Source organism: Rhizobium sp. AQ_MP (genome assembly GCF_014237835.1).
Classification (GTDB): domain Bacteria; phylum Pseudomonadota; class Alphaproteobacteria; order Rhizobiales; family Rhizobiaceae; genus Allorhizobium.
In genome coordinates, this window is record NZ_JACJVI010000001.1 from 90,046 (window position 1) to 113,367 (window position 23,322).

Sequence of the window (23,322 nt, forward strand, 5' to 3'; positions counted from 1 at the left end):
AGACATACAAAAAGGGCGCAGGACGACTTGGTCGCCGTCCTGCGCCCGGATTTCAGATCACTTCGGGCAGGAATTGTCCGACATGTAGTCGTGCACCTTGACGGTGCCGGCGATGATGTCGGCCTTGGCCTTTTCGACGGCAGCCTTCATGTCGTCCGTGATCAGCTTGGCGTTGTTGTCGTCAAGCGCATAGGCAACGCCGTCTTCGGCAACGCCGAGAACCTGAAGGCCGGGCGTGAACTTGTCACCCTTGGCATCGGCATAGGCGTTGTAGACGGCGAGATCGACGCGCTTGACCATCGAGGTCAGGACCGAACCCGGATGCAGGTGGTTCTGGTTGGAATCGACGCCGATCGACAGCTTGCCGTTGTCGGTCGCCGTCTGGAGCACGCCGAGACCCGTCGCACCGGCTGCCGCGTAGATGACGTCCGCGCCTTGGTCGATCTGGTTCTTGGTGAGTTCACCGCCGCGAACCGGGTCGTTCCAGGCAGCACCGGTCGTGCCGGTCATGTTCTGGAAGACTTCGATATCGGCCTTGGCAGCGCGTGCGCCCTGCTCGTAGCCGCAGGCGAACTTGCGGATCAGCGGAATGTCCATGCCGCCGATGAAGCCGACCTTGCCGGACTTCGAAGCCATGCCGGCCAGCAGGCCGACGAGATAGGAACCTTCGTGCTCCTTGTAGACGACCGAACGCACGTTCGGCTTGTCGACGACGGAGTCCACGATCACGAACTGGGTGTCCGGGAATTCGGCTGCGACCTTTTCGATGGCCGAGGTCCAGGCGAAGGAAACGGCGACGACCGGGTTGAAGCCGCGCGATGCAAAGTTGCGGATCGCCTGTTCGCCCTGCGTGTCGCTGGTCGGCTCGAAGTCGCGATATTCAATGCCGGTTTCGGCCTTGAACTTCTCGGCACCGCCATAGGCAGCTTCGTTGAAGGATTTGTCGAACTTGCCGCCCGTGCCGTAAACCAGCGCCGGCTTGATGTCGGCCGCAAGCGCGGTCGTCGACATCGCGGCCAAGGCAAAGAGACTGAGGAGGGTTTTCTTCATTGTGCAGCCCTGTTGTTGCTATTGATCTTGTTGGGTCCTCCCGCAAGCCTTTCCGCGAGGGAAAAGCATGTCTGCGGAACCGCCGCCCCCTTTTCCGGAGGTCCTGGCTGGCTTTCATCCTTGCATGGCTTGTTCGAAAATTCACCAGATTTTTTTCATCTGGTAAAGATTCACAAGCCTACTGATTTTTCAGCGTTTGTCGCTGAAAAATCAGTCAGATCAATGGTGTTTCTGCTGCGGGTTTGAGCAAATGCTCTCAGGCTGCGGGCGAAATCGGGCAGGAAACGCCCGTCCCCCGAAGCCCGCAATAGCCGTTCGGGTTCTTCGCCAGATACTGCTGGTGATAGTCCTCGGCGTAGTAGAACGTATCGGCATGGGCGATTTCGGTGGTGATCCGGCTGTTCTTGCCGGCCTTCACCAGCGCCTCCTGGAAACGGTCGCGAACGGCAACCGCCAGCGCCATGTCGTCGTCGTCCTCGACATAGATCGCCGAACGGTATGTGGTGCCGATATCATTTCCCTGGCGCATGCCCTGTGTCGGATCATGGGCCTCGAAGAACACCTTGAGCAACCCTTCGAGCGTGATCTTTGCGGGATCGTAGACGACCTTCACCACTTCCGTATGGCCCGTCAGGCCGGTCACGGTTTCCTGATAGGTCGGATTGGGCGTGATGCCGCCCTGGTAGCCCGATGCCGTCAGATAGACCCCCGGCGTCTGCCAGAGCAGCCGCTCCGCGCCCCAGAAACAGCCCATGCCCAGGTACACCGTCTTCATGCCCTGCGGCACGGGGCCCTTGAGCGGCAGGCCCGAGACGAAATGCGTGGCTGCGGTCGGAATCGGTTCGGCCCGGCCCGGCAGCGCCGTTTCGGCCGTGGGCATCACCGTCTTCTTGTTGAACATGTCGATCAGGAACATCTGAAACCTCCTGAGGCCGTCCGTCGGCCTGCTTTTCCGTTCGAAAATCTGCCATGCCGGCAGTTCGCCGCCTGCCGCCCCCGAAGGGATCGGCTGCGGCCTATGTCTCTATGGTCGCCGCAACCCGCTGAAACTTACAGGGCGGCTACACACCACCGCCTGGCCGCGTGGCCACCCGCCTGTCCCGTCAGGCGGCAAACCGACCGGCCGGCGAAGGCTTTTTGTACCCGACCATCCAGAAGATCAGGGAGAGCACCAGCATGGCCGCAAAGGCCGGCTGCGGCAGCACCACATCCCGCAACGTTAGCCACGCACCGTCACCAAGCCTCGTAACCACCAGGGTCTCAAGCCACATCAGCGATCCCGGATGCGCGCCGATCCAGGCGACGGAAAGCGGCGTCAGCAGCGCTTGCGACGCCGAAACGGATGCGATCGCATCCACCACGCCGAGCACCACAGCCACGCAAAGCGCAAGCAAACTCAAGAACCTGAACAGGAACCGCACTGCAAATGTCTCCGGCTGAAGCCCGCTTCCCTTTCCGGGCCGTCGGGCTGTCCTTATAAATAGGGAATTGTCGGCAGTTGTCAAAATTCTGATAGATTTCGGTTGATCCCTCGGAATTCATCGGTATATATCCCGCCCGACCGACGCGGTGGCTTCCTCCCCGCGATCCTCCTGGACAGGTGGCCGAGTGGTTGAAGGCGCACGCCTGGAACGCGTGTATACGTGAAAGCGTATCGAGGGTTCGAATCCCTCTCTGTCCGCCACCCTCCGAAAAGATCCGCTTGCCCATCCGCACCTCTGGCCGGAGTCCGAGCTTGAGCATTCGGGCCAGCGCTGCTTCCCCCCAATCCTTGTCACACAATCCGCGACGCCTCTCTTCCTCACCCTCTGTCTGTCCGCGTGCCCGGAACCTCGTCCTCGGTCGGTCGTTCTTCTGGGTACCGCTGGCGTCGCCTTGCCCCACGTCAAGCACCGACGCCACCATGATGCATGCCGGAGGAAGCCGAGATGTCCGATAGGTTCAAGCCGCCCGCAGCCGTTGCCAGGGAGGCCGCTCGGGGGCTGGAGTTGCGCCAGAAATTCAAACGCGGCGGAACCGAGGTGGGCGTTGCACGGGCGCGCGACCTTAAGAACCAGCGAAATCTGAGCGAGGACACGATGAAGCGCATGAAAGGCTACTTCGCGCGTCACACGGTCGACAAGAGGGCGAAGAACTTCGGTGACGACGACAGCCCCTCTGCAGGTTACATCGCCTGGCTCCTCTGGGGTGGTGATGCCGGGCGCGACTGGGTGAAGGAACAGCTTCAGTAACCGCGATGGGCGCTGCAATCCAATCCGATCAGGGAGATCAGGACCATGACGAAGAACCTGCGCAAGGGCGACAAGGTCGAGTGGGAAACAAGCCAGGGCACGACGGAGGGCAAGGTCGTCCGGAAACAGACCGCGCCGACAAGGATCAAGGGTCACGAAGTCAAGGCGTCGAAATCGGACCCTCAATACATCGTCGAGAGCATCAAGACCGGCGAGCGCGCCGCCCACAAGCCGGATGCCCTGCACAAGGTCTGAAAGCAGGGGCGAGCAGGGGGCGCCCGCAATCGGAATGTGTAGCCCGGCCGCTTATGCGTGACGGCGGCAGCCTTTGTCAGGAAGCGTAGATGCATACACCCATCGACATCGACCCGGATTACCTCCGGTCACGGCTGAAAGCACTGCTCTCCATCCCGAGCCCCACCGGTTTCACCGATGAATCCGCCCGCTACACGGCGCAAGAACTCGAACGCCTCGGGCTCGAAGTCAAGCTGACCCGCCGCGGCGCGATCCGGGCGCGGCGCCCGGGCACCCATGAGAGGCCGGCCCGCGCCATCGTCTCCCATCTCGATACACTCGGCGGCCAGGTCAAGGCATTGAAGGATAACGGCAGGCTTGAGCTCGTGCCCATCGGCCACTGGTCTGCGCGTTTTGCGGAGGGGGCGCGTGCCTCCGTCTTTTCCTCGAAAGGCATCTATCGTGGCTCGATCCTGCCGCTGAAGGCCTCTGGCCACACCTTCAACGATGAGGTGGATACCCAGCCGACCGGGTGGCGCCATGTCGAGTTTCGCATCGATGCCCTGGCGCGGGATCGCAAGGATATCGCCCAGCTCGGGATCGATATCGGCGATATCATCGCCATCGATCCGCAGCCGGAATTCTTGGACAACGGCTTCATCGTTTCCCGCCATCTGGATGACAAGGCCGGTGTCGCCATCATGCTGGCGGCGCTCGAAGCCATGCAACGCGAGAGTGTCGAGACACCCGTGGATACCTACTGGCTCTTCACCATCGGCGAGGAAGTCGGAGTCGGAGCCTCTGCCGCTCTCGTGCCGGAAATAGCCTCCCTTGTTGCTGTCGACAACGGCACTACGGCGGCGGGCCAGAATTCCGACGAATTCGGCGTCACACTCGCCATGGCCGACCAGACCGGTCCTTTCGATTATCACCTGTCGAAGAAACTCTACGAGCTTTGCGGCGAGCACGGTATCCGCGTTCAGAAGGATGTCTTCCGCTATTACCGGTCCGATGCCGCATCGGCGGTTGAGGCCGGGCACGACGTGCGCACGGCGCTTTTGGCCTTCGGTGTCGATGCCTCGCATGGGTATGAACGCATCCACCTTCACGCCTTGATGTCGATCGCAAAACTCGTCATCTACTACGCGCTCAGCGAGGTGCAGATCGAGCGCGATTCGGAGGAAGTCTCCGGCCTGAGCGGCTTCACACGCCAGAAGGCCGTGCCCGCCCGGCAGGATCTGAAAGCGAACGATCCCGATGAGTCGTGATTGCAGCGACATAGGTCCGCTGCTAGCTTGGATAATGGCGATTTCGCCGGTTTTTCGGAGACCAGGACAATGTCGGGTGACGAGGCAACGAAGAGGCCGCGACTGAAGATCGGCTTTGTGCTGTCCCGTTCCTTCACACTGTCGGCCTTTGCCCTGTTCATCGATACGATCCGGCTTGCAAGCGACGAGTATGACCGCTCCGGCCGCGTTTTGGCAGATTGGCAGGTCATCGGCAGTACCCGGCACCTGATCACCTCGAGCTGCGGTGTTCAGGTCGCGCCGACAAGCGATTTCGTCGATCCCGGCCGATTCGATTACATCGTGGTGGTCGGCGGCCTGCTCGGCCGCCAGCCGGCCGTCGACGACCAGACCATCGCCTTCCTCAGGAAGGCCGATGCCCAGAAAGTGCCGCTGATCGGGCTTTGCACCGGCACCTTCATCCTCGCCGAAGCCGGTCTGATGAAGAACCACCAGACCTGCGTCAGCTGGCTGCATTACCAGGAGTTCCGCGATCGTTTTCCCGATCACGAGGTCCGCTCCGACCGCCTGTTCAATCTCGACCGGCGGCGCGGCTCCTGCGCCGGTGGCAGTTCTTCGGCCGATCTTGCGGCCTTCATCGTGCGCCAGTATCTGGGGCATGATGCCGAGCGCAATGCGCTGGAAGTCCTGCAGATCGAGAAGGCCCGCACCAACAGGGACATCCAGGTCCGCCGTCCGCTGACCATCGAATGCGACGATCCTCGGGTGAAGGCGGTTCTGATCCTGATGGAGCAGAGTCTGGAAAACGAACTGACCATCGATCAGCTCGCCCGCTCCGTCGGGCTCTCCCGCCGACAGCTCGAACGTCTCTTCGCCCAGAAGATCGACGTCTCCCCCGCCCGCATCTATACCAAGCTCCGGATGGAGCGCGCCAAGATGCTCGTGACACAGACGAACGCATCGTTGATCGACATCGCGCTGCAGGTCGGCTTCCAGAACACCTCCCATTTCACCCGCGTCTTCAAGGGCACCTACGGCCGCACACCCGGCCAGATGCGAAGCCAGCCGGCCGCCTGACGGTCGCATTGATACCTGCCCGCTCATTCAGGAGCTGCTGTTTTAGCGGCCCTGCCTGCGACGTCATGGATTGCGGTCACCCGCTTGTGAGCGGCGCGAGCGGGTGCTATCCACGTAAACTCTGTCGGGGGATAGAATGGCCAAGTGGGGCTCGCCGAAAAGTCTTGATCGGGCGATACGCATGTTCTGCGTCGTCGCGCTGGTTATGCTCGGCCTTGCGCATCGCCCTGCCGTTTCTTTCGCGCCGCAGCTTTCTCCTCAGGAAATCGCAGCGCTGACCCTTCCCGATGGCACGCTGCCGGAACTCTGCCTGCCCTCGGAAGACGGCAAGAGCAAACCGCATGCCGGCAATCCGACATGCGAAGCCTGCCGGATTGCCGCAACCGCCCTCCTGCCCACGCCGTCCGATGCGGTCGGCGTTCGGCTCCCGCTGATCGCTGCCGTCACCCTGCCGCAGCCGGCCGAGGCACATTATCGCCAGCTTTTCCCGCCCGCGGGCCATCCCCGCGCACCACCCGTCACCGTCTGATTGAACCTCGTCGCCGGCGCTTCGCGTCGGTCGGTCGTATCGTCAGACCGGTGGGCCTGCAGTTTTCGCAGCTCCGGTCGCAATCGGATGTCTGTCATGCTGCAAATGCTCGCCAATCCCGCGGCACAACCCGCGTTCCCGCGTGTCTCTTCAACAACGCCGGAGATGCGCGCGGTCTCTCTGGCTGGACCGCTTCTGCCGCCGCGCACCGTCGTCTTTCTCGAAGGCCTTACCCGCTGCCCGCAATACCGTGTGGTCGACGGCTGCGTCGCAACCGCCCAGACCCTCTCCGATGGCCGACGCCAGATCATCGACCTGGTTGGCCCAGGACGCCTGATCGGTTTGGGGTTCGGGGATCAGAACCGCTATTCCGCCGAAACACTGGGATTCACCCGGCTGGAACTTGTGTCGGACAGCATGGCTCAGGGCGAGCGCGATCAGGCGCTCAGCGAAATGCTCGCCCGCTCGCAGAGCCTGGTCATGTTGCTTGGCCGCAAGACCGCTCCTGAGCGCGTCGCCTCCGCGCTGATCGACCTGTCCCGACAGTTCGGCCGCCCGGCACGCGACAAGCGGCGGGGCGCCATCACCTTTCATCTCTATCCCACGCGCGGCGACCTTGCCGATTGGCTCGGCCTGACCCTCGAAACGGTCAGCCGCTGCCTCACCCGCCTGAAGAAGGCGGCCCTCATCGACATCAGACAGGGCGATCTCGTCACCCTGCTCGATCCGCAACAGCTCGCGGGCATCGCCGCCGGCGATCGATCGCTGTCCCATTGATCCTTCCAACCATCGAGACCCAGAATGACGACCGTTTCCGATCTCTCTCCCACAAGGGCAGACAGCTCCGCCCTGTCGCGCCGCTTCTACATCACCGCCTGGCGCTGGCATTTCTATGCGGGCCTCTATGTGGCGCCCTTCCTGTTCATGCTCGCCATCACCGGCCTGATCATGCTTTGGACCGCAACGCTTTTTGGCCGGGACGGCGAAAAGCTCTTTGCCGTCGAACCGCAGGCAAGCCTCGCCTCGGTTTCCGCCCAGGCAGGTGCCGCCACGCTCGAAGTCCCCGGCCAGATCATCCAGTACATCGCGCCGCGTGATCCTGAGCAGGCATCGCTCTTCCGAATCAATCAGGGCGAATCCTCCGTCATGGTGGCAGTCGATCCCTACACGGCCGAAGTCCTTGGTCACTGGGACCGCCGTGACGGCCTCTATGATCTCGCCAACAAGATCCACGGCACGCTGCTGATCGGCGACCTCGGCGACCGCCTGATCGAGATTGCCGCGGGCTTCGGCATCGTGCTGGTCGTGACGGGGCTTTATCTCTGGTGGCCGCGCGATGGCCAAGGCTTCGGTTCGGTGCTTGTCCCGCGCCTGTCTGCGAAAGGTCGCCAGCTGTGGAAGTCGCTGCATCTGACCATCGGCTTCTATGCCTCGATCTTTCTCGCCATCTTCCTCATTTCGGGCCTCACCTGGGCCGGGATCTGGGGCGAGAAGATGACCCAGGCCTGGAGCACCTTCCCGGCCGCGAAGTGGGACAATGTGCCCCTCTCCGACAAGACCCATGCCAGCATGAACCATGGCGGCGTGAAGGAAGTGCCGTGGACGCTGGAACAGACGCCGATGCCAGCATCCGGCTCCGTAGCCGGTGTCACCGGCACACCCGAAGGGCAACCCGTGACGCTGGATGCCATCGTCGCGCTCGCCCGTACGCTCGGTTTCGATCAGCGCTTCCAGCTCGCTTTCCCGAAAGACGAGACAGCCGTCTGGACCATCTCGCGTGACACCATGAGCAATGACAGTGCCAACCCGCTGATGGACCGCACCGTCCACATCGACCAGTATACCGGCCGCATCCTCGCCGATGTCGGCTTCGCCGATTACGGCGCCGCCGGCAAGGCCATGGCCGCCGGCATTGCCTTCCACGAAGGCGATATGGGCCTCTGGAACCTGATCCTGGTCACGGCCTTCTGTCTGTCGGTCATCTTCCTCTCTGTGAGCGGTTTCGTCATGTGGTGGAAGCGCCGTCCTAAGGGGGCCGCCCGCCTCATGGCACCCAGCGTCGGCGAGCCCGGACCGCTCTGGAAGACCGGAGCGCTGGTCATGCTGGGAACGGCGTTGCTTTTCCCGCTATCAGGCGCCGTACTGCTCGCGGTTCTCCTCCTCGACCTCCTCGTCTTCCGCCACATCACGCCGCTGAAGAAGGCGCTGAGCTGATCGACGTCTATCGGTGCGGCAGCAGGTTCGCCACCGCCGCACCAACTTCAAATCTACGAAATACAAAGGGTACCATTGATGAAGAAACTTCTCCTCGCCGCCGTTGCGACGCTGGCCTTTGTCGGCCAGGCCTTCGCCGATATCACCGTCACCGACGTCAAGGGCCGCACGGTCACCGTCCCGGACGTGCCTGAGCGCGTCGTGCTCGGCTTCTACTACGAGGATTATCTGGCGATTGCCGGCCCGGAGGCACTCGACAAGGTGGTGGCGCTGTCACTCTCCACCTGGAAGGACTGGCGCCCGAACCAGTTCGCCCTCTATGAGAAGGCCCTGCCGAAGCTCTCCTCCATTCCGGATGTCGGCAACACAGAGGACAATACCTTCTCGATTGAAAAGGTCGTGGCCGCAAAGCCGGATCTCCTGATCCTCGCCGCCTGGTCCTATGATGCACTCGGCGAAGGCATCAAGCAGATCGAAGCCGCGGGCATCCCGATTGTCGTTCTCGACTACAATGCCCAGACCGTTGAAAAGCATGTCGCCTCGACACTGGCCCTCGGCAAGCTGATGGGCACTGAAGATCGCGCCGAGCAGCTCGCCAAGGACTATGAAGCGGCAATGGCCGACATCGACGCCCGCATCAAGGCAGCCGGCCCGACGGATAAGAAGGTCTATGTCGAACTCGCCCAGAAGGGAGCTGCCGAAGTCGGCAACTCCTATGGGGATACGATGTGGGGTGCCGTCATCGAAAAGCTCGGCGGCAAGAACATCGCCAAGGGTCAGGTCAGCAACTGGGGACCGCTCAGCCCCGAATATGTTCTCGCTGAAAAGCCCGACCTGATCTTCCTCGCCGGTTCCGAATGGGTCAATCGCCCGCAGTCGGTCCAGGTCGGCTTTGGTGCTGATCCGGCGCTGACCCGCGAACGCATGAAGCCCTATGTCGAACGTGCCGGCTGGAGCGAGCTCCCGGCAGTCAAGAACGGCCAGGTTCACGCGATCTACCATGGCGGCGCCCGCACCTTGTCGGACTTCGTCTACGCCCAGTATATCGCCAAGCAGCTCTATCCGGATGCCTTCAAGGACGTCGATCCGGCGAAGAATATCGCCGACTATTACGCCAAGTGGCTGCCGATCACGGCCGATGGCGTCTTCGTGCTGCCCTATCAGGCCGCCGGCCAATGAGCCTCGCCTCCGGCGATATCGATGCGATGCACGGCGCGTTTCGCCGTGCATCCGTCCGCCGTGCGGTCAGCCTCATGCTGGCCGCATCCGCACTCGTGGCGCTCATGCTGCTCGACCTGACCACCGGCCCTTCCGGCATGCCGCTTGCCGATGTCTGGACGGGACTGCTTGCAGGGCCCGCCGGCGAAGACAAGACGATCGCCACCATCCTCTGGCAGTTGCGCATGCCGCAGACCCTGATGGGAGCCATTGTCGGTGCCTGCCTCGGACTTGCCGGCCTGCAGATGCAGACCATCCTCGACAATCCGCTGGCCAGCCCCTTCACGCTCGGCTTCTCGGCCGCCGCTGGCTTCGGTGCGGCACTCGCCATCATGTTGGGCGGGCTTCTACCTCTCCCGATTTACATCGTAACCCCGCTTGCCGCCTTCGCCATGACACTTGCCGCCGCCGGCATCGTGCATCTGATCGCAAGACTGCGCGGTGTCTCGCCGGAAATCCTCGTGCTGGGCGGCATCGCCGTCTCCTTCTTCTTTCAGTCCCTGCAGTCGCTGTTGCAATTCATGGCCTCGCCGGAAGTCCTGCAACAGATTGTCTTCTGGCTCTTCGGCAGCTTGCTCAAGGCCACCTGGACAAGCGTCATGGTCAGCGGCCTCATCTTCCTCGCCTGCCTGCCCTTCGTCGCCCGCAACTGCTGGTCACTCACCACGCTGAAGCTCGGTGACGCCAATGCCAGGAGCCTCGGCCTCTCCGTCGACAGCCTGCGCCGTCAGAGTTTCCTGCTCGTGGCACTGCTCACAGCCGCCGCCGTCTGCTTTGTCGGCACCATCGGCTTTGTCGGCCTGATTGCCCCGCATGTCTGCCGCATGTTGGTCGGCGAGGATCACCGCTTCTCACTGCCGCTGTCGGCTGTCATAGGCGCCATCATCCTGATCGGCGCCTCGGTGCTGGGCAAGGCGATCTCGCCGGGTGCGGCAATCCCGGTCGGCATCGTCACCGCCGTGGCCGGCATTCCCATGCTTTTTGCCGTCATCCTGTTCTCCGGCAACCGGGGGCGCGCATGACCGACTTGCTGACGCTTGAAAACCTCTCGGTCACCCGCAATCGCCGGAGGATCCTCGATAGCATCGATTGCAATCTCGCCGCCGGCCAGATCATCGGGGTGATCGGGCCGAACGGCGCCGGAAAGTCCACGCTTCTCGGCGCCATCGCTGGTACCGTTGCCTGTCAGGGCCTGATCCGCTTTGCCGGTGCCCCGATCCACCATGCCGAAATCGGCTTCATGCCACAGCAGGCCCATGTCGCAGCCGACCTGACCGTCATGGAAGTCGTCCTGCTTGGCCGCCATGAACGCCTCGGCTGGCGCGTCTCACCCGATGTACTCGAAGCGGCAGGCGCCATCCTCTCGGAATTCGGCCTTGCCGATCTCGCAGCCCGCAAGATCCGCACGCTCTCGGGAGGCCAGCAGCAGCTTGTCATGCTGGCCCAGCGCCTGTTGCGCGAACCCCGCCTGCTGCTGCTCGATGAAGCCACCAGCGCGCTCGATCTCGCCCACCAGATGCGCGTCTTCGATCTGCTGCGCCGCTATGTCCAGCGCACCGGAGCCCTCGTTCTCTTCGCCATCCATGACCTTAATCTCGCCGCGCGCCACACCGACGGCATCCTCATGCTCGGCAAGGGCGGTCTTGTCGGCGCAGGCAACTTTGAAGCCGTCATGACACCTTCGACACTTCGGGAAATCTACGGCGTCGAAGCCGAGTTCCTCACCTGCCGAACCGGGCGGCCGGTGATCCTGCCGCTGTCGACAATCCAACACCCATCACCCTGAGGAGGATGCAATTCATGAACAGACATCTCGTGCCGGCCCTCGCGGCCCTGCTTGCCCTGACGCTGCCCGTATCGGCTTCGGCCCATCAGGCTCACAAGCACCCGGAGGCCCATGCCGCCCATGGTGCAGGCTCCGCCCACGAGCCCGCCCCAACAGGTGACGCCGCCGTCGATATCACCGCAAAGCTCAAGGCGATGTTCGAAACAGAGGGAAATCCGCTTGCCGTCGAGCCGGTTGTCGTGGCCGGTGACTGGGCGATTGCCGGCTGGATCCAGGATGGCAAGGGTGGCCGCGCGCTGCTGAAGCGCAAGGGCGAAGGCTGGAGCATCCATCTCTGCAGCGGCGACAGCCTCAAGGAGGCCGCAGTGCTGACCAAGATCGGTATTCCGGCCTCGGATGCCGAGCATCTGGCCCATCACCTTGCCGAAGCCGAAAAACCGCTGCCGGCTGAAACACTGGCTCTGTTCGCCAGCTTCGAAGGCACGGTCATGGTCGAAGGTGCCGAAGGCGAGGCCGGTCATGCCCATGGTCACGGGGATAGCCAGCACAAGCCCTGACGACCCACATCAACGCAGCCGTGTCCTCTGCTCTCAATGCGCAAGACAAAAATAGGGAACATTGGAACCTCTCGGCCATTTGCAAAATGTGCGTCCGGTCAGCCGTCCTTCGATGAGCGGCTGCGCGGCGCCTTTTCGTTTGGTCTTTCAACGGAGGTTTCAGCCCGGTTCATGTGTGGCATTTGCGGAGAAGTAAGGTTTGACGGCGCATCGCCGTCGGTTGTGGCAGTTTCGATCATGGCGGATGTTCTTGCCCCTCGGGGGCCGGATTCGGCCGGCGTGATGGTCAGGGGCAATGTCGGGCTCGGCCATCGACGATTGCGCATCCTCGATCTCTCCGACAAATCGCAGCAGCCCATGGTCGATCCGGACCTTGGCCTGTCCCTGGTTTTCAACGGCTGCATCTACAATTTCCGTGAACTGCGTGGCGAACTGGAAGCCAAAGGCTACCGCTTCTTCTCGGATGGCGACACCGAAGTCATCCTGAAGGCCTGGCATGCCTGGGGTCCCGATTGTGTCGCCCGCTTCCACGGCATGTTCGCCTTCGTCATCCACGAGCGCGACACCGGTCGTGTCGTCATGGCCCGCGACCGTTTCGGCATCAAGCCGCTCTATATTGCTGAAGTTTCAGGCGCCTTGCGCTTTGCCTCGTCTCTCCCGGCCATCGTCAAGGCCGGTGGCGTCGATACGTCGATCGACCTCAACGCTCTGCACAACTACATGACCTTCCACGCCGTCGTGCCGCCACCGCGTACGATTCTCAATGGCGTCCGCAAGCTGCCGCCCGCAACGATCCGCATCTATGAGCGCGATGGTCGCTTCGAGGATCGCCGCTATTTCGATCCGCCCTATCAGCGTCGTCCGGAAGACGCGACCGTTACCCGAGAGGAGTGGCAGGAGCGCCTGCTGGATGCGCTGCGGCTGGCCGTCAAGCGCCGGATGATCGCCGACGTGCCTGTCGGCGTGCTTTTGTCGGGCGGCGTCGATTCCAGCCTGATCGTCGGCCTGCTGGCGGAAGCCGGTCAGACGGGCCTGATGAGCTTTTCGGTCGGTTTCGAGGAGGCTAATGGCGAGAAGGGCGACGAATTCGTCTATTCCGATCTGATCGCCGAGCGCTTCGGCACCGACCATCACAAGATCTTTGTGCCCTCGGCCGATCTCATGGGCGCGCTGCCCGGCACCATCGCCGCCATGTCGGAACCCATGGTCTCCTACGACAATGTCGGCTTCTACCTTCTGTCGAAGGAGGTTTCGAAACACATCAAGGTCGTGCAATCAGGCCAGGGCGCCGACGAAGTCTTTGGCGGTTACCACTGGTATCCGCCGCTGGTCGGCTCGACAGACGTGGTGCGCGACTACGGCCAGGCCTTCCGGGATCGCTCCCATGAGGTTCTGAAAACCCAGCTTGAGAGCCGATGGATGGCCGAGACGGATGTCAGCGGCGAACTCCTGCGAGAACATCTCCTTCGATCGGGCGCCGATACGCCGGTTGATCAGGCGTTGCGCCTCGATAGCTCCGTCATGCTGGTCGACGACCCGGTCAAGCGCGTCGACAACATGACCATGGCCTGGGGGCTCGAAGCCCGCGTGCCTTTCCTCGATCACGAACTGGTTGAGCTCGCCGGCCGCATCCCGCCGGAAGAGAAGTTGCGCGACGGTGGCAAGGGCATCCTGAAGGACGTGGCCCGCAAGGTGATCCCTTCCGAGGTCATCGACCGCAAGAAGGGCTATTTCCCCGTGCCGCAGCTCAAATACATTGCCGGTCCTTACCTGGACATGCTGCGCGATACGCTTTCCTCAAGCGCTGCCCGCGAGCGCGGCCTCTTCCGTCAGTCCTATCTCGATGCGCTGATTTCAGCGCCATCCGAACACATCACGCCGCTGCAGGGTTCGGAACTCTGGCAGGCCGGCCTGCTCGAAATGTGGCTCCAGACCCACGAGGTATGACCATGAAGAAGCTCGAAAAACCTGCCACCGTCCTGCGCGCGCCGCGCAGCACCAAGGCTGTCTCTCACCGTCTCAGCCGTTTGCGCGCGCCCGGTGCCACGACCCGTGCCTCGCGCCCGGGCAAGGGGCAGGCCGGAGAGATCGGGAGCAACATCGTTCTCGATTGCGGCTGGGGCCGCCTTCTCTTTGCCAGCACCTTCGCCGATGACGAGGTGCTGCTCGAAGCGCTGAAGGAAGAAGCCCCCGATAGCCGCGACATCGCCTTTTATGTCGCAGAGCCGCATGTCCTGCTCTCCCGCGCGCCGCAGGAAATCTTCCTCGACCCCTCCCATACCTTCCGGCTCGATTTGTCCACCTATCGTGCCGGCGGTCGCCGCCCGCGCGGCATTACCCTTCGCCGCCTCGCTTCGGAAACGGACGCCGCCGGCATCAATGCCGTCTATGCCGCCTGCGGCATGGTGCAGGTGCGCGAGGACTTCTTCACTGGCGAACGCGACAACCGGCCCGTCACCTATTTTGTCGCCCAGGATGATGCGACCGGTGAGATTGTCGGCACGGTCACCGGCATCGACCACCAGCGTCTCTTCGATGATCCCGAGCGTGGTGCTTCGCTCTGGTGCCTCGCCGTCCATCCGCAGGCCCGCCAGCCGGGTATCGGCGAGGGGCTCGTTCGCATTCTCGCCGAACATTTCCACGCTCGCGGCCTCGCCTATCTCGACCTCTCCGTACTCCACGACAACGACAAGGCGATCCGTCTGTACGAAAAGCTCGGCTTCCGCCGCGTCCCGCTGTTTGCGGTCAAACGCAAGAATGCCATCAACGAGAAGTTCTTCGCCCAGCCGGTCGAAGGATATGAAGAGCTCAATCCCTATGCGCGCCTGATCGTAGACGAGGCCCTGCGCCGCGGGATCCATGTCGAGGTGACCGACGCTGCGGGCGGCTTCTTCCGCCTGATCCATGGCGGACGCACGATCCACTGCCGCGAGAGCCTGTCCGACCTGACGTCCTCCGTCGCCATGTCGATCTGTGACGACAAGGCGGTGACGCGCCGCTTCGCCGAAACCGCTGGCCTGAACGTTCCCGAACAGCTCTCGGCGGATGCGCCTGACAGTGACAAGCGGGCGTTTCTGGAAAAGCATGGCAAGCTGGTGGTCAAGCCCGCCCGTGGCGAGCAGGGTCGCGGCATCTCCGTCGGCATCTCCTCGATGGAAGCGCTGCAGGCGGCCATCCGCCAGGCCCGCCAGGTCTGCGACCGCGTCCTCTTGGAAGCCTGCTTCGAGGGCGAAGATCTGCGACTCGTCGTCATCGATTACAAGCTTGTGGCGGCGGCCATGCGCCGCCCGCCGCGCGTTGTCGGTGATGGCCAGACGCCCATCCGCAAGCTCATCGAGCAGCAATCCCGTCGCCGTGCCGCCGCAACCGGTGGTGAAAGCCGCATCCCTGTCGACGCCGAGACCAGGCGATGCCTCGCCGAACAGGATCTCGATCTCGATAGCGTGCTGCAGGAGGGGCGTGAAATCACCGTCCGCAAGGCAGCCAATCTCCACACCGGCGGCACGATTCATGATGTCACGGCCCAGGTCCATCCCGATCTCGTCGACGCGGCCTGCCGTGCGGCCCGCGCCATCCGCATTCCGGTCGTCGGCATAGATTTCATGATCCGCGATCCGGCCAGGCCCGACTATGTCTTCATCGAAGCTAATGAGCGCCCGGGCCTTGCCAACCACGAGCCCCAGCCGACGGCCGCCCGGTTCATCGAACTGCTCTTCCCCGGCAGCCGGGAGGTGACCGCCTCTTGAGGATCAGCGCGGCTTAAGGATGCGCTTCGCCGAGCGTATCGGCCATCCGGGCCCCCCGCTCGCCCATCGGCTTGCCGGGTCCAGTGGTCGAATCCCGCGCCGTCTGATGTTCGAGCTCGGCATTGATGATCGCACCGACGATCAGGATCACCGTCGAGATCCAGGTCCAGAGCATGAAGCCGATAAAGGTCCCGAGCGTCCCGTAGGTGGCGTTGAGATCGGCGAAATTTTCCAGATAGTAGGAGTAGCCGAACGAGGCGATCAGCCAGGCCACGGTGCTGAAAATCGTGCCGGGGCCAAGCCAGCGCAGCTTGGCGTCCTCCCGGCTGGGACCATAGCGATAGACGAGCACCGTCCCGCCCCAGATCAATGCCAGCAGGATCGGCCACCGCAAGAGTTTCATCAGAAGCTCCACCCGATCCGGGATGAACACGACAGCCATGACTGCAGGCAGGACCGCAAATGCCGCGGCAAGGATCGCTGCAACGACCATCCCGGCCAATGTGAAGGCGGTACTGAGCAGTGTGATGTGCAGGAAGCTGCGTCTCTCATCTTCCGCATAGGCGAGGTTCATCGCCTCGAACAGGGCCACTATGCCGTTATGCGCGCTCCAGAGAGCAATCCCGAGACCGACCAGGAAGCCGATGCTGAGCGTGCTGTTGTTCTGCCGCGTCAGTTCTTCGAGCTGCCCAAGCACCAGGTCCATGGCATCGCCCGGCACCAGGCCGGAGAAGAACTGCATCTGCCCGGCGATTGAGGATGTGTCGAATACGAGGCCATAGAGTGAGACCATCGCGGCCAGACCGGGAAAGAGCGCCAGCAGCAGATAAAAGGCGACACCCGCCGCGGTTAGCGTCACGCGCTCGCGCATCAGCCGTCTATAGATCCGGATGGCCACGTCCTTGAGCCCGCGCCGGGGTATCTCGCCTGGTGACTTGGCATCCCGGCCACGTTCGACATCGCAATGGGCTTGCGCGTCATGCTGATCCGGCCTGTCTGACATGGCATCCCCCCTGAGGCGGGAACACCTTTGCCCGCCATTGGTTCCGCACGATCGCCAGCGTCCGGCCGGAACTGTAGCCGCCGGCGAGACGTTGAAAGGCACGACCAACGGGAGAAGCAAGATGGATCGCGACAGACAGGACGCTCCTGCCTGGGAGCAAAAGCCGGATGAAACGCTGACAGGAAGGCCACTGGAAATCGAAGCCCGCCAGGGTGATGCGGCTGCCGCTGCGGGTACCGATAGCGGAATGCGTCGCTCCGAGGTTCTGAACCTTTACCGTCTTGTCCCGACCGCAGAGCCCGACGATCCCCGTTGGAAAAATTCGCCTTTTCAGGGCGAGGTTGTCGTTGCGGCCCGCTCCAATGGCGATGCGCGCCTCGTCGCCGCAGCCGGCGAGCTCGATTACATGGAAATCGATGCCAAACCGGCAGAAGACGTGACCACCAGCATGGCCAGCGCCTTCCGCTCGGAAAAGCTCTACACGGTCGTCGAGATCGATCGGGACCGCACCGATCTCAGCCGCGGCGTGATCGAAGGCAATATCGCCATCGACACCATCCGACCGGTACAGGACTGATCAGAACGGTTTCGACGGATGGGGGCTGTCCTCGTAGGCGCCCCAGATCGACTGGTCGAAGTTGATCGTCGCCCCGGTCATCAGCCCTGATTCCTCCGAGGACAGATAGGCGCAGGCCCGCGCCACCTCGGCCGGGTCAACCAGGCGTCCGAAGGGCTGCCTAGCCGCAGCTTGCTCAAGCCAGTTCTCCGGCGCGCCGTGAAACTCGCGCTGGATCCGGTCTTCCCCGTCGCTCGCCATCCATCCGATATTGAGCCCGTTCACGCGGATCCGGTTCTTCAGCAGCGCGAAAGCCGTGTTGCGCGTCAGCGTGTCGAGAGCCCCCTTGGAGGCACAATAGGCCGCGATGAACGGCTGGCCGGCCATCGCCGACATCGAGGAGATGTTGACGATCGTGCCTTCCGTCTTCGTCTCCAGCATCAGCTTGATGGCCTCCTGCATGAGGAAGAACGGTGCGCGCGTGTTGATGGCAAACATTCGGTCGAAGAGTTCCGGATCGGTATCGAGAATCGTGCCTCGGTCGGTGATGGCTGCGACATTCACCAATGCGTCCATCCGCCCGAATGTCGAGCGTGCTTCTGCAATGACCTTGCGGCAGTCTTCGACCTCCGCCAGATCCGCCGAAACGAAATGAACCTTCGTCCCATAGGCCTCGTGAATGGACCTGGCACGCGCTTCGCCTTTTTCAGTGCTGCGTCCGCAGACTACGAGACCTTCTGCCCCGCGTTCAGCAAAGAGCCGGGCAACCTCGGCTCCCAGCCCCTGCGTTCCCCCTGTCACGACCGCGATCTTGCCATCCAGACGACTCATGCTCTTCCTCCTGCCATGCGCCACTGAACGTGACGTGCGGCGCAATCTGGACCAGAGCCAGGGCAGGTCACAAGCCCCGCGGGCTTCTTGATGCATGAGTTTTTGCGATCGATCAGGGCAGTGCGTAGACGGAGACCAGTACCCCAATGCCGATGATGGCGATGAGGAGAAGCCCGAAGAAATACAGCCAGAACGGCCCTTGTCTTGCGCGGTTTCCGGAAAAACTGGAGCGCATGGCTGTGCCGCTATCTCCGGAGACATCTCTGGGACGGCCCTCGCGTTGCTCTTGCCGCGCGGTCTGGATTTCGGCTTGCGAAAGCGAGACGCCGCCCGCTTCCGCATCTGTTTCGAGCGGAGCCATGGCCGGATCGAAGCCCGGGCGCTTGTCGCCCGTCAGCCCCGCCTGGATGTCGCCTCTCACCTGCGCCGGATTGGCGCTTCGGTGTCGCGGTTCTTCGGCCATGGCTTGCCCTCGCGTGCTATGTCAGACCTTGGCGCTTTCGCCGGCTTCGCGGCGGGTCACGAATTCCGCTGTAACCTCGCGCAGGTTTTCGCTCAGCCAGCGCGCCATGTTTTCCTCTTCGGACAGGTTCTGGCGCAAGGACGCCATCGCGCCTTGGAATCCACCCATCTCGGCCATCACAAGCAGAGAATTATAGGCAGCGATCTCGTAGTTTTCGAAGGCGTAGTTCGCCAGGGAGTTTTTCAGGATCTCGTCGTCAGCCATGGAGTGGCCGATCGCCGCCATGCTTCCACCGGCAGATAGCATCCAGTCCTTGATCGATGAATGATCTTCGTCGAGGCTGGCAAGAATGTCCTCGATCCGCTTCATTTGGGTTTCCGTTTCCCGCAAGTGCTCCTCCAGGCGTCGCGCCACCTGCGGATAATTCTCGATGCGTTTCAGCTGCGGCTTGATGATGGATGTTGCCTGGTTTTCCATCGCATGTGCGTTCTTGAGGCCGGTGACGAATAGCGAGCGTCGGTCTTCTACCATGTGAATGTCTCCCGTGTCGGTTTGCCCTGGTCCAACTGTCGCCCCGGGTGACGGTTCCCTGGCTTGACCGTGCTTGGTGAGGACTGCACCCTGCAGACCCGATCGGCGGGAGGAGACGCGATATGAAATCCATCATCATGACAGGCGCATCCGAGGGGATCGGCCGCGAACTGGCGCGGCAGATCGCGGCGCGCGAGAAGAGCGCCGTCGCCATCGTGCTCGCGGCCCGAAATGTGACCCGTCTCCAGGAACTCGCCGCAGAACTACGCCCTTACGGCGCCCGCATCGAGGTGATCCCGACCGATGTAACGGACCGCGAAGCCTGCCGGCGCCTGATCGCCGAAACCATCTCTCGCCTCGGCCACATTGATATCCTCGTCAACAATGCCGGCATGTCGGCCCATGCCAATTTCGAAGGCTTCACCGATGCCGATTTCGACTGGTCCGAAAGACTGATGGTGATGAACTATTGGTCCGTCGTCTGGCTGACAAAGGCGGCGCTACCGCATCTCATTGCCTCGAAAGGCCTCGTCGTCGGCGTCAGTTCCGTGGCCGGCCTCGTCGGCGTCCCGGGTCGCACCGCCTATTGTGCCACCAAGTTCGCCATGAACGGTTTTCTTGAGGCGCTGCGTGCTGAACTCGCCCACAAGGGGCTGAGGGTCATGATTGCCTATCCCGGCACGATCGATACGGATCTGCGCAAGCGGGGCTTCGGCCCCGGCGGTTCACCGGCCGGCGTCTCGATGATCCGGGACGACCGCGCCATGCCGGTCGAAACCTGCGCAAGGCTCATCCGCGAGGGCATGGAAAAGGGGCGCCGTGAGGTTCTCATGACGCCCCGTATGAAGCTCGGTCGCTGGCTCAGGCTGCTTGCGCCTCAGATCGTCGACCGCCTGGCGATGAAGGAGGTCAAGGCCGAGTTCCGGCCATGACAATCAGCTCATGCCTCAACCTTCGAAGTCGCTATCGCCGCTCACCTCGCGCCCGCCGACGATGATCGCCCGCTTGCCGACATGGTTGGCAGCCCCGACAATACCCTCCTGCTCCATGCGCTCGACCAGCGAGGCGGCCTTGTTGTAGCCGATCGACAGGCGGCGCTGGATATAGGAGGTCGAGCACTTCTTGTCGCGCAGCACCACCTTCACCGCCTTGTCGTAGAGGTCGTTGGTGTCCTCTTCGCCCATGGCGCTCTTGTCGAAGACGGCCACATCCTCTTCGGGCTCGTCTTCCGCCTCGTCGGCATCCTCGGTCACGGTGCCCAGATACTCGGGGCGTCCTTGCAGCTTCAGATGCGCGACGACCTTCTCGACTTCCTCGTCGGAAACGAAGGGACCATGTACGCGCGCAATACGCCCGCCGCCGACCATGTGCAGCATGTCGCCCTGGCCGAGCAGGTGTTCGGCACCCGGTTCACCCAGGATGGTGCGGCTGTCGATCTTCGAGGTCACCTGGAAGGAGACGCGCGTCGGGAAATTGGCCTTGATCGTGCCGGTGATGACATCGACCGAGGGACGTTGGGTCGCCATGATCAGGTGGATACCGGCCGCACGCGCCATCTGCGCCAGCCGCTGGATCGCGCCTTCGATCTCCTTGCCGGCCACCATCATCAGGTCGGCCATCTCGTCGACCACGACGACGATGTAAGGCATCGGCGAAAGGTCGAGTTCCTGCTCCTCATAGACGATTTCGCCGCTCTGCCGGTCGAATCCGGTCTGCACGGAAACGGTGATCGTCTCGCCCTTCTCGCGCGCCTGGGCGGCCCGGGCATTGTAGCCGTCGATATTGCGCACGCCGAGGCGGCTCATCTTGCGATAGCGATCCTCCATCTCGCGCACCGCCCATTTCAGAGCCATCACGGCCTTCTTCGGGTCGGTAACAACGGGGGTGAGCAGATGCGGAATGCCGTCATAGACGGAAAGCTCCAGCATCTTCGGATCGACCATGATCAAGCGGCACTCGTCCGGTCGGAACCGGTAGAGCAGGGAGAGGATCATCGTGTTGATCGCCACCGACTTGCCCGAACCGGTGGTGCCGGCGACCAGCAGATGCGGCATCTTAGCAAGCTCCGCGATGACGGGCTCGCCACCGATGGTCTTGCCGAGGCACACCGGCAGCTTGTAGCGCGTCTCGGCATAATCGGGCGTCTCGATCAGCTCGCGCAGATAGACCGTCTCGCGCACCGGGTTCGGCAGCTCGATGCCGATCACATTGCGGCCGGGGACGACGGCAACACGGGCCGACAGCGCCGACATCGACCGGGCGATGTCGTCGGAGAGACCGATGACGCGCGAGGATTTGACCCCCGGCGCCGGCTCGAATTCGTAGAGTGTCACGACCGGGCCGGGGCGCACGTCGATAACTTCGCCCTTGACGCCGAAGTCTTCGAGCACGCTTTCCAGAAGACCGGCACTCTGTTCGAGCGCTTCTGCCGTCATCGTCACGCCCGTCTGCACCGGCGGCATTTGCAGGTAGTCGAGATAGGGCAGTTCGTATTCGCCTTCACCCAGCGCTTCCTGCGCCTTGAACAGCGGCTGGCGCGGCAAGGCGGCTGACATCGGAGCAATGGACGAAGAGGTCACCTGAAGCGGTGCCGGAGCGGCCATCTCCAGCGGCGCGACAGGCTCGGTCATCGCCGGCTGGGCCTGTGCCGGCACCAAGGGCGCCGCCGACACGGCGCGGTTTGCCACCTCGCGGTAAAGCGCCACCACCGAGCCCGGCGTCGCCTCGAAGACAGGCTTGCGCGGCAGCGCCGTGACCGGCTGCGCGGCGAGCGAGACACCCTCGGGACGATAACGCACGACTTCGGCGCGAACGGCGGAAACGGCCTGCGGTGCCGGCGCGGGAATGCTCCGCACGGGCTGGGGCGCGCTTGGCTGAACCGGCGGACGAGCGACCGGCATGCGCGACTGCGCCACCGGCCTTGCGGTAGCAGGTCGCGCCATCTCGATCTCGGCGGGCGCCTCCACCGGCGCCACCATGGCCTCGAAGAAGATGTGGTCAGACAGGAGCGAAGCGATCGGAAGTCGTGCGGCTTCAGCCTGCTCTTCGGCAACGACAGGTGCCACGGCGGCGAGTGGCTCGGGCGTGGCCGGCGCCGGATTGGTCATCTGCGCCCAGGCGGCAAAGCCCGCTGTGGCTGCCGGGTTTGCGACCGGAACCGTTGCAACTGGTTGCGCAGGTGTAAACGCTGTCACGGGCGCCACAGCTGGCTCCGGAGCGATCGGCTGGGGTGGCGTGCGCAAAAACGCATTGCGCACCATAGGGGGACGCGGCGTCGGCGCCGCCTGGTGGGCGGCAAGCCGCGCGGCTTCGGCCTGCTGGGCCAGCGACCGCTGCAGATGCGGCGGCACCTGCGCCTCGGTTCCGGGACGTGTGGCAGAGCCGACACTGGCGGCCTGCGTGCTTGCCAGCACGCTACGCATACCCTGGACAAGCGGTGCAGGCTGCGCCTGCTGCGGCGCCGGGCCGATCTCGCTCGGGGAGGCGCCCTCGGCCATCGCTGCTTCCCAGGCGGCCTGCTCGGCCTGCTGGCGCGCCAGTTCGCGACGAAGCTTGTAGGTGAGCGCCCGCGCACCGACGGCGTCCGGTGGCTGCGGCAGTGTGACCGAGGCCGGCATGCGCGGTGCTTCCAGCTTCGGTGCCGGCGAAGGCGCGCCGGTTCGCGGCAATCCGGCAAACGGAACGCCCGTCGAGGTCGACGTCGCAGGCTTTGCCTGGGTGGAGGGGGTGCGCTGGCTCGCCGGCACATACGCCTGGCGCGGCGGCGTCTGCTGAGACAGTGGCTCCGGCGCGGCTGTGCGGACTGTTGGTACGCTTGGAGGAGACGTCGGGACCGGAGTCGCGTCGGGCTTGGCCGGCACCCGGTCGGGCGTGCGCGTGAAGCGGACGTTCGGGCCCAGCACGAAAGCCTTCTGCCAGACCGGTGTTTCCTCACGCCCCTCGATCTGGTTGGCCGCCGACTGATCGGCGCCTTCACCCGTGTTGTCCCCTAACTGATTGACCTGATACGCGGAATTGGAACGGGGAGGGTGCATCGAAAACCTGAACGC

Annotated in this window: 23 protein-coding genes and 1 tRNA gene; 16 read left to right on the top strand and 8 right to left on the bottom strand. The window is 63.3% G+C overall.

Translation table 11 applies throughout. From position 1 onward, the window contains the following. Positions 1 to 57: 57 nt before the first annotated feature. From H6M51_RS00465 to H6M51_RS00475, 3 genes are all read right to left on the bottom strand, one after another. Positions 58 to 1,050: a BMP family protein gene (locus H6M51_RS00465; protein WP_185807933.1), complete on the bottom strand. Its 993-nt coding sequence runs from the start codon at positions 1,048 to 1,050 to the stop codon at positions 58 to 60. A 256-nt stretch (positions 1,051 to 1,306) separates the two neighbouring features. Further along, positions 1,307 to 1,966, bottom strand: a complete 660-nt coding sequence (msrA, locus tag H6M51_RS00470) for a peptide-methionine (S)-S-oxide reductase MsrA (protein WP_185807934.1) — start codon at positions 1,964 to 1,966, stop codon at positions 1,307 to 1,309. Between the two features lie 187 nt (positions 1,967 to 2,153). Next, positions 2,154 to 2,471, bottom strand: a complete 318-nt coding sequence (locus H6M51_RS00475) for a hypothetical protein (protein WP_185807935.1) — start codon at positions 2,469 to 2,471, stop codon at positions 2,154 to 2,156. Positions 2,472 to 2,644: 173 nt separating this feature from the next. Here H6M51_RS00475 and H6M51_RS00480 point away from each other — a divergent pair. The 14 genes from H6M51_RS00480 to ngg all read left to right on the top strand — a co-directional run bounded on the left by H6M51_RS00480 (position 2,645) and on the right by ngg (position 15,889). After that, positions 2,645 to 2,734: transfer RNA gene (locus H6M51_RS00480), tRNA-Ser, on the top strand. 244 nt (positions 2,735 to 2,978) lie between these two features. Further along, positions 2,979 to 3,281 carry a hypothetical protein gene (locus tag H6M51_RS00485; protein WP_185807936.1) on the top strand — a complete coding sequence of 101 codons (303 nt, stop codon included), beginning with the start codon at positions 2,979 to 2,981 and terminating at the stop codon, positions 3,279 to 3,281. Positions 3,282 to 3,326: 45 nt separating this feature from the next. Then, complete coding sequence (locus H6M51_RS00490; RefSeq protein WP_185807937.1) at positions 3,327 to 3,536, top strand: DUF2945 domain-containing protein; 210 nt, start codon at positions 3,327 to 3,329, stop codon at positions 3,534 to 3,536. Between the two features lie 89 nt (positions 3,537 to 3,625). Further along, positions 3,626 to 4,783, top strand: coding sequence for an osmoprotectant NAGGN system M42 family peptidase (locus H6M51_RS00495; protein ID WP_185807938.1), 1,158 nt, complete (start codon positions 3,626 to 3,628; stop codon positions 4,781 to 4,783). A gap of 69 nt (positions 4,784 to 4,852) precedes the next feature. Continuing rightward, on the top strand, positions 4,853 to 5,839 hold the full coding sequence (locus H6M51_RS00500; protein ID WP_185807939.1) for a GlxA family transcriptional regulator: 987 nt from the start codon (positions 4,853 to 4,855) through the stop codon (positions 5,837 to 5,839). A 136-nt stretch (positions 5,840 to 5,975) separates the two neighbouring features. Beyond that, positions 5,976 to 6,368 carry a hypothetical protein gene (locus H6M51_RS00505; protein WP_185807940.1) on the top strand — a complete coding sequence of 131 codons (393 nt, stop codon included), beginning with the start codon at positions 5,976 to 5,978 and terminating at the stop codon, positions 6,366 to 6,368. 96 nt (positions 6,369 to 6,464) lie between these two features. Then, on the top strand, positions 6,465 to 7,145 hold the full coding sequence (locus H6M51_RS00510) for a helix-turn-helix domain-containing protein (protein WP_185807941.1): 681 nt from the start codon (positions 6,465 to 6,467) through the stop codon (positions 7,143 to 7,145). Between the two features lie 24 nt (positions 7,146 to 7,169). Next, entirely contained in the window at positions 7,170 to 8,582 is a 1,413-nt protein-coding gene (locus tag H6M51_RS00515) for a PepSY domain-containing protein (RefSeq protein ID WP_185807942.1), read from the top strand. Between the two features lie 78 nt (positions 8,583 to 8,660). Continuing rightward, positions 8,661 to 9,761 carry an ABC transporter substrate-binding protein gene (locus H6M51_RS00520; RefSeq protein WP_185807943.1) on the top strand — a complete coding sequence of 367 codons (1,101 nt, stop codon included), beginning with the start codon at positions 8,661 to 8,663 and terminating at the stop codon, positions 9,759 to 9,761. Further along, complete coding sequence (locus H6M51_RS00525; RefSeq protein WP_185807944.1) at positions 9,758 to 10,822, top strand: iron ABC transporter permease; 1,065 nt, start codon at positions 9,758 to 9,760, stop codon at positions 10,820 to 10,822. The genes H6M51_RS00520 and H6M51_RS00525 overlap by 4 nt, the downstream gene beginning before the upstream one ends. Beyond that, positions 10,819 to 11,586, top strand: a complete 768-nt coding sequence (locus H6M51_RS00530; RefSeq protein ID WP_185807945.1) for an ABC transporter ATP-binding protein — start codon at positions 10,819 to 10,821, stop codon at positions 11,584 to 11,586. The genes H6M51_RS00525 and H6M51_RS00530 overlap by 4 nt, the downstream gene beginning before the upstream one ends. A gap of 14 nt (positions 11,587 to 11,600) precedes the next feature. After that, positions 11,601 to 12,143 (top strand): copper uptake system-associated protein, encoded by a 543-nt coding sequence (locus tag H6M51_RS00535; RefSeq protein ID WP_246780347.1) that lies wholly within the window; start codon positions 11,601 to 11,603, stop codon positions 12,141 to 12,143. A gap of 171 nt (positions 12,144 to 12,314) precedes the next feature. Next, positions 12,315 to 14,090, top strand: coding sequence for an N-acetylglutaminylglutamine amidotransferase (locus H6M51_RS00540; protein ID WP_185807947.1), 1,776 nt, complete (start codon positions 12,315 to 12,317; stop codon positions 14,088 to 14,090). A 2-nt stretch (positions 14,091 to 14,092) separates the two neighbouring features. Then, on the top strand, positions 14,093 to 15,889 hold the full coding sequence (ngg, locus tag H6M51_RS00545) for an N-acetylglutaminylglutamine synthetase (RefSeq protein WP_185807948.1): 1,797 nt from the start codon (positions 14,093 to 14,095) through the stop codon (positions 15,887 to 15,889). A 13-nt stretch (positions 15,890 to 15,902) separates the two neighbouring features. Here ngg and H6M51_RS00550 read toward each other — a convergent pair whose 3' ends face one another. Further along, the gene (locus H6M51_RS00550; RefSeq protein ID WP_185807949.1) at positions 15,903 to 16,892 is read right to left on the bottom strand and encodes a YihY/virulence factor BrkB family protein; all 990 of its coding nucleotides are present in this window, start codon (positions 16,890 to 16,892) and stop codon (positions 15,903 to 15,905) included. A 121-nt stretch (positions 16,893 to 17,013) separates the two neighbouring features. Here H6M51_RS00550 and H6M51_RS00555 point away from each other — a divergent pair, with 121 nt between their 5' ends. Next, a complete protein-coding gene (locus tag H6M51_RS00555) occupies positions 17,014 to 17,469 on the top strand; it encodes a hypothetical protein (protein WP_185807950.1) in 456 nt (151 codons plus the stop codon). Here H6M51_RS00555 and H6M51_RS00560 read toward each other — a convergent pair whose 3' ends face one another. The 3 genes from H6M51_RS00560 to H6M51_RS00570 all read right to left on the bottom strand — a co-directional run bounded on the left by H6M51_RS00560 (position 17,470) and on the right by H6M51_RS00570 (position 19,273). Further along, entirely contained in the window at positions 17,470 to 18,279 is an 810-nt protein-coding gene (locus tag H6M51_RS00560; RefSeq protein ID WP_185807951.1) for an SDR family oxidoreductase, read from the bottom strand. Positions 18,280 to 18,391: 112 nt separating this feature from the next. After that, positions 18,392 to 18,742 carry a hypothetical protein gene (locus tag H6M51_RS00565; protein WP_185807952.1) on the bottom strand — a complete coding sequence of 117 codons (351 nt, stop codon included), beginning with the start codon at positions 18,740 to 18,742 and terminating at the stop codon, positions 18,392 to 18,394. A 21-nt stretch (positions 18,743 to 18,763) separates the two neighbouring features. Further along, a complete protein-coding gene (locus H6M51_RS00570; protein ID WP_185807953.1) occupies positions 18,764 to 19,273 on the bottom strand; it encodes a ferritin-like domain-containing protein in 510 nt (169 codons plus the stop codon). Positions 19,274 to 19,395: 122 nt separating this feature from the next. Between H6M51_RS00570 and H6M51_RS00575 the strand changes: the two genes are divergently transcribed. Continuing rightward, the gene (locus tag H6M51_RS00575) at positions 19,396 to 20,205 is read left to right on the top strand and encodes an SDR family oxidoreductase (protein WP_185807954.1); all 810 of its coding nucleotides are present in this window, start codon (positions 19,396 to 19,398) and stop codon (positions 20,203 to 20,205) included. 15 nt (positions 20,206 to 20,220) lie between these two features. Here the strand turns inward: H6M51_RS00575 and H6M51_RS00580 are convergent, their stop codons facing one another. Beyond that, the gene (locus H6M51_RS00580) at positions 20,221 to 23,307 is read right to left on the bottom strand and encodes a DNA translocase FtsK (protein WP_185807955.1); all 3,087 of its coding nucleotides are present in this window, start codon (positions 23,305 to 23,307) and stop codon (positions 20,221 to 20,223) included. Between the last annotated feature and the right edge of the window lie 15 nt (positions 23,308 to 23,322).

Coding starts and splice junctions, on each gene's coding strand:
- H6M51_RS00555 (WP_185807950.1), top strand. CDS start 17,014: ATGGATCGCGACAGACAGGACGCTCCTGCCTGGGAGCAAAAGCCGGAT.
- H6M51_RS00520 (WP_185807943.1), top strand. CDS start 8,661: ATGAAGAAACTTCTCCTCGCCGCCGTTGCGACGCTGGCCTTTGTCGGC.
- H6M51_RS00465 (WP_185807933.1), bottom strand. CDS start 1,050: ATGAAGAAAACCCTCCTCAGTCTCTTTGCCTTGGCCGCGATGTCGACG.
- msrA (WP_185807934.1), bottom strand. CDS start 1,966: ATGTTCCTGATCGACATGTTCAACAAGAAGACGGTGATGCCCACGGCC.
- H6M51_RS00500 (WP_185807939.1), top strand. CDS start 4,853: ATGTCGGGTGACGAGGCAACGAAGAGGCCGCGACTGAAGATCGGCTTT.
- H6M51_RS00505 (WP_185807940.1), top strand. CDS start 5,976: ATGGCCAAGTGGGGCTCGCCGAAAAGTCTTGATCGGGCGATACGCATG.
- H6M51_RS00485 (WP_185807936.1), top strand. CDS start 2,979: ATGTCCGATAGGTTCAAGCCGCCCGCAGCCGTTGCCAGGGAGGCCGCT.
- H6M51_RS00575 (WP_185807954.1), top strand. CDS start 19,396: ATGAAATCCATCATCATGACAGGCGCATCCGAGGGGATCGGCCGCGAA.
- H6M51_RS00530 (WP_185807945.1), top strand. CDS start 10,819: ATGACCGACTTGCTGACGCTTGAAAACCTCTCGGTCACCCGCAATCGC.
- H6M51_RS00565 (WP_185807952.1), bottom strand. CDS start 18,742: ATGGCCGAAGAACCGCGACACCGAAGCGCCAATCCGGCGCAGGTGAGA.
- H6M51_RS00580 (WP_185807955.1), bottom strand. CDS start 23,307: ATGCACCCTCCCCGTTCCAATTCCGCGTATCAGGTCAATCAGTTAGGG.
- H6M51_RS00570 (WP_185807953.1), bottom strand. CDS start 19,273: ATGGTAGAAGACCGACGCTCGCTATTCGTCACCGGCCTCAAGAACGCA.
- H6M51_RS00515 (WP_185807942.1), top strand. CDS start 7,170: ATGACGACCGTTTCCGATCTCTCTCCCACAAGGGCAGACAGCTCCGCC.
- H6M51_RS00495 (WP_185807938.1), top strand. CDS start 3,626: ATGCATACACCCATCGACATCGACCCGGATTACCTCCGGTCACGGCTG.
- H6M51_RS00525 (WP_185807944.1), top strand. CDS start 9,758: ATGAGCCTCGCCTCCGGCGATATCGATGCGATGCACGGCGCGTTTCGC.
- H6M51_RS00510 (WP_185807941.1), top strand. CDS start 6,465: ATGCTGCAAATGCTCGCCAATCCCGCGGCACAACCCGCGTTCCCGCGT.
- H6M51_RS00535 (WP_246780347.1), top strand. CDS start 11,601: ATGAACAGACATCTCGTGCCGGCCCTCGCGGCCCTGCTTGCCCTGACG.
- ngg (WP_185807948.1), top strand. CDS start 14,093: ATGAAGAAGCTCGAAAAACCTGCCACCGTCCTGCGCGCGCCGCGCAGC.
- H6M51_RS00550 (WP_185807949.1), bottom strand. CDS start 16,892: ATGTCAGACAGGCCGGATCAGCATGACGCGCAAGCCCATTGCGATGTC.
- H6M51_RS00540 (WP_185807947.1), top strand. CDS start 12,315: ATGTGTGGCATTTGCGGAGAAGTAAGGTTTGACGGCGCATCGCCGTCG.
- H6M51_RS00490 (WP_185807937.1), top strand. CDS start 3,327: ATGACGAAGAACCTGCGCAAGGGCGACAAGGTCGAGTGGGAAACAAGC.
- H6M51_RS00560 (WP_185807951.1), bottom strand. CDS start 18,279: ATGAGTCGTCTGGATGGCAAGATCGCGGTCGTGACAGGGGGAACGCAG.